The sequence below is a fragment of the Mesorhizobium waitakense genome (assembly GCF_056431085.1).
In genome coordinates this window covers 1-4,764 of record NZ_JBWKME010000168.1, presented here as the reverse complement: position 1 = coordinate 4,764, position 4,764 = coordinate 1, and the positions used below count along the sequence as shown (strand labels likewise).

The following is a 4,764-nucleotide window of genomic DNA, read 5'->3' as shown; positions in this document are numbered from 1 at the left end:
CCAAACTTCAGCCGGTTCAACCCGTCATAACCTCTGTGCAGAGGTACTAGCCTCAGGCTTTGTCACGTTCGACCAGGCACGCACCATTGGGTTGAGATGATCGGTGCTCAAAGGTAATTGCTGAGGCGCATGGCGGCGCAGTCCACCCAATGGCGAGTACGGGCGTCGTGATCGAAGTCGGCCTCCCATCCAGGGGAAGACCGAACAAGACCACGATTTGGAAGGTGGTTATCCCCACGGTACAGGGATCGATAGGAGTTTGTTGGCGACTAGGTCGATGTCTGTGTACGGGTCAGACCCGTCGGCCGGATTGAATGATTCCCGAAGGTGCGTCGCACGCTGCGTAGCAGTCCCGATATTGCCCTTGGTATCATCGTAGACTGTGGCGCTGTTTTTCGCGTAGGTCGGGTAAAAGGCAGGCTTCTTCAGTTCGGCGTAAACCTCAGTTCGGTGTATGGGTGCCAGAACGCTTTTGAAATGGAGTAGCAGCCATAGCTCGAAATTCGGCACGGATGGGACGGCCGCGAAAGGGACACGGACGCCCGCCTCATTCTTATAGCTGTTGTTGAGCGCGGACGCCCGGTCCAAAGCATTGTTGTAGGTATGGTGATCGTCGCGATCGAAAACGGCATAGACTTCGTCGAACGCCCTCCCCTCGGCGAGGAATTTGTCTAGGGCATAATTCACTACGCTGAGAGGATCCGTCCCGTAATCTGACGGCAAGATTTGCACGCGTGCGCCGCTGAGACGCCGTTCGCGTCGTATCGCATTGAAATAGTTTCTCTCGGTCTTTTCGCCCTCGCAGACAATGAGAATGCGCGGCGAGCTCTTCTTGCGGCCCTGAGTGCGGCGGAGCGATGATTCAGAACGTGCTCGTCTCTCCATAGGCTAGTCCTGCAACGGTTCCAGGATCGGTATGCCACCGTAGCGTCCGCCCAGATAGCCCTTTTCCAGGGCCTCACCCTTCCGCGGCGAAAAGTCGAGGAGCGGGAAGAAATGTGAAGCCTGCCCCTGGTCCTTTTCCGCGAACCAGATCTGGTCTCTGCGCAGGTGTTTGCTGTCGAGGAGTGAGACATCGTGAGTGGTAAAGATCAGTTGGGCGCCATGCCGGTTCTGCTGAGGATCGTTAAACATTGCGACCAGTTGCTGCACCAACAACGGATGCAGGCTTCGGTCAAGTTCGTCGACCACCAGCAATCGACCGCGCTGAAGAATGTCGAGCACCGGTCCCGCCAAGCTGAAAATAATCTGAGTCCCGGATGACTCGTCCTGGAAGTCCAAGGGATAGGTCACACCGTTGGCCAAGTGACCCAGCTGCGGCATATTGAATTCCACCTCAGATGTTTCGTGCAGGCCGCTTGCCAGATTCACCTGCAACTGCTGCCCACGTCTCTTGTCAAAGGCCAAGCTGGAAACCCCAGTGTCAGCGGCAGAGAGTAACGACACCACGCGCCGCTGGCTCCCGGAATCCTGGACATAGTTGGCGGTGAAATCGGTCCCGATCGCGCCGCCTTGGAGGGAAACCGCCATATCGTCGACGAACTTCTGGTAGAGCGGGCGCAACTGTTCGTTGTTGAGATTAACCGCCGTGGTTAGGAAGAGCACTTCCTTGCGCGTGGCGCCCTCCCACACCTTTTTCTGGCCAAGGAAATAGTCACTGTAGGTGTACCTATATTTTCCCGTCTTCTCATCGCGCTTGCGATGAAACCAGACCTGCGGCTTGGCAGTCTCGTAGACTTGGAGCCATTCCTCAATGATCGCGCGACGTGTGAACTCGAAGCCGTACTGGTACCGCACCCCATCGATTAGGAACGTCATCTCCAACAGCGTCGGATAGCTCGCGGCCTCTGGACGCAGCGCGAACGGCGACAGATTGCTCTCTTGATCCGGCTGGACTTGGTTAGAGGTTGCGACCATGAGCTGCATGAATTGAAGAGCGCGCACCACATTGGTCTTGCCGCTAGCGTTGGCTCCGAAGATGGCAACCGCGTTTACCACGCGCTTGGCCTTTTCCAGTCCGGTCTCACGCGTATGGGTGGCCTGCATCGAAGTGTCGCTGCTCGCCGTCATGCGTAGAACAGCCTCGTCCCGGAACGAACGAAAGTTCTTTATCCGAAATTCCAACAACATAGCTACGACTTTCCTGTTTAAACGTGATTGTCACGCAAAACGTGCAAAAAGTAAAGATATTTCGGTTATTTATCCGATATCGCGGCACTCTCCTTCCGCGCCGCGCATTCTGCCAACGCTCCCGTATGCTGCACGAAAGCCGGAGCACCTTCACCGGCACGACATCACATACAAAAAGCGCGGCGACCTCTTCGGCGATCGCAACGAATAGATTTGCGGCTTCTTTCTGACCGCACTATCGATCGGGATTCAGACGGCGTTTAAGCCGCTCTGAAGAGGTCATTTCCCGCGGGTACATCACGGGAGAGCATGATTAGCGCGTAGCCGTCGCGTTGCAGAAGCACCTGCTCGTAAAGAGGCACAGGTCGGCGACCTCTTTCCACATGGAGCCATACGCCGGCGTCGGTTTCGTCGATTTCGCTGGGTACGCCCAGTTCATGTGTCCGGCGTCGAAGGAGGGCGTGTGCGGGGACCATTGCCCCGGCAGAGACCGCCAATTTGGGAAATTTGAGGGCGTCACGATAGTCGCGCAGCCCTTGCCGTTCTGTGTCACCACGATCGCGACAGGTTCCTCGCGGAAACGCACGTACGCTCGGCCGGCCGCCTCTTTGCCAACATCGTACTTCCTGGCGACAGCTGACAGGCGCTGAGCCCCCAGAACAAAACCGTCGAAAGAAACCGAGGCCCGACGGCCGAATGTTTCGTCCCATCGCAATAGCGTTGAAGTCGGGCATGCCAGTCACGGCCGGCGCTGGATCGCGCCGCCGCGCCAGGATGTTGATGATGACGGCGGATGAGCAGACATTCTGATCGAGCGCTTCCTGGCAGGCAGCCTCCACGGAATCGATGCCGTCGGTCAACACCGTGGCCAGGATCGATACCATCTGCCGATCGCCGTCATGCGCCTTCAATTTGCGTCGGATACGCTCCATCGCTGGTGGCAGAGCCAGTCCCGGAATGGCGCCATTGCGCAGCGCACCGGGCTTGCGGGCAAGTACAGGGACCTAATGCCAGGGATCGTAGACTGTCTCGTTGCGCCCGAAGGAGGGGGCATGTTCGGCGACGACCACGCCATCCTGGCGGATGACGATCCTGTCGGTATAGGCGTGGATCTCGACCGGGCGGCCGACGGCCGTCGACAGGACGGAGTATTTGTTGGTGTCGAAGCGAACCGTGCAGGTCTTCGACACGGAGGCCGGCACCGTGTGGAAATCCGTCGAAGGGGCCGCGATACTCGACCAGTTTGCCGCGATCTTCCTCGAACACGTTCCAGATCGTTCGTTCCGGTTGCTCGACGTGACGGTGCGCCTTGGCGTAGGGGACGCACTTGTCCTGCAGCCAGGCGTTCAGCTCCTCATAGGTCTTGAAGCGCAGCCTGGCGTGAAGAAGCGCTCGCGCACCAGCCCGACCTGGTTGTCGACCTGACCCTTCTCCCAGCCAGACGCCGGCGTGCAGGCGACCGGCTGCACCAAATAATGGCTGCACATCTGCAGGAGGCGGCGATTGTATGGGCGGTCCTTGCCAACAAAGATCGTTTCCACCGCCGTCTTCATGTTGTCGTAGTGCCGCGCGTGCAGGCGCCGCCGAAGAAGGCAAAGGCCCGATCGTGGGCGTCGAACACCATCTCCTGCGTCTCGCGCGGACAGGCCCTGACGAACAGGGACTGTCAGGAATTCCGTGTGCGGGCGGGCATACTGGGTAAAAAGGATTCCTACTATGACCCGACGCAAAGAACCTGCAATACCGAATGATCTTCTCGACCAGCTGCTGGCAGGAGGCACAGCCACTACTGCCTTCGAACAGGGCGGCCTGCTGGATACGCTCAAGAAGGCTCTGACGGAGCGCGCACTGAACGCGGAGATGGACCATCATCTGGCGAGCGGCGAAGACGCTGGCAATACGCGTAACGGCTATGGCCGCAAGACGGTGACGACCGAGACCGGCAAGCTGGATATCGATGTTCCGCGCGACCGCCAGTCGAGTTTCGATCCGCAGCTGATCGCCAAGTACCAGCGCCGTTTTCCCGGATTTGATGACAAGATCGTATCGATGTACGCGCGCGGCATGAGCACCCGGGAGATCACCGGGCACCTGCGCGATCTGTACGGCATCGAAGTGTCGGCGGACCTGATCTCAACGGTGACGGACGCCGTGCTCGACGAAGTCTCCAGCTGGCAGCAAAGGCCGCTCGATCCGATTTACCCGCTGGTCTTCTTCGATGCGATCCAGGTCAAGATCCGCGATGAAGGGATGGTCCGCAACAAGGCCATCCATATCGCACTGGGCGTGCGCGCCGATGGTGCAAAGGAGGTGCTGGGCCTCTGGCTCGAGCAGAATGAAGGTGCCAAGTTCTGGCTGCGGGTGATGAACGAGCTCAAGAACCGTGGCACGGAGGATATCCTTCTGGCTGTTGTCGATGGCCTGAAAGGCTTCCCAGACGCGATCACCGCAGTGTTCCCGGAGGCGATCGTCCAGACGTGCATCGTCCACCTGTTGCGCAACTCGATGGACTTCGTGTCTTGGAAAGACCGCAAGAGCCTCGCCAGCGCACTCAAGGAAATCTACCGCGCCGTCGATGCCGATGCCGCCGAAAAGGCGCTGGCGGCGTTCGAGGCCGGCCCTTGGGGCCAGCGC

Annotated in this window: 3 protein-coding genes and 1 pseudogene; 1 reads left to right on the top strand and 3 read right to left on the bottom strand. The window is 58.9% G+C overall.

The window, feature by feature from the left end; all coding sequences use genetic code 11:
* Window positions 1-228: 228 nt before the first annotated feature.
* The 3 genes and pseudogenes from AC07FD_RS31400 to AC07FD_RS31390 all read right to left on the bottom strand — a co-directional run.
* Window positions 229-885, bottom strand: coding sequence for an RloB family protein (locus tag AC07FD_RS31400; protein ID WP_378924436.1), 657 nt, complete (start codon window positions 883-885; stop codon window positions 229-231).
* 3 nt (window positions 886-888) lie between these two features.
* Complete coding sequence (locus AC07FD_RS31395) at window positions 889-2,070, bottom strand: AAA family ATPase (RefSeq protein ID WP_378924435.1); 1,182 nt, start codon at window positions 2,068-2,070, stop codon at window positions 889-891.
* A gap of 797 nt (window positions 2,071-2,867) precedes the next feature.
* Window positions 2,868-3,790, bottom strand: a pseudogene (locus tag AC07FD_RS31390) (IS21/IS408/IS1162 family transposase); the annotation flags it as partial.
* Window positions 3,791-3,846: 56 nt separating this feature from the next.
* On the opposite strand from AC07FD_RS31390, the gene AC07FD_RS31385 reads away from it, so the two are divergent.
* Window positions 3,847-4,764, top strand: a 918-nt coding sequence (locus AC07FD_RS31385) for an IS256 family transposase (RefSeq protein WP_478352997.1), incomplete at its 3' end; no start/stop codon positions are given.

What these genes read in the sequence shown, in the direction of transcription:
- AC07FD_RS31400 (WP_378924436.1), bottom strand. Translation starts at nt 885, where the DNA reads ATGGAGAGACGAGCACGTTCTGAATCATCGCTCCGCCGCACTCAGGGC.
- AC07FD_RS31395 (WP_378924435.1), bottom strand. Translation starts at nt 2,070, where the DNA reads ATGACGGCGAGCAGCGACACTTCGATGCAGGCCACCCATACGCGTGAG.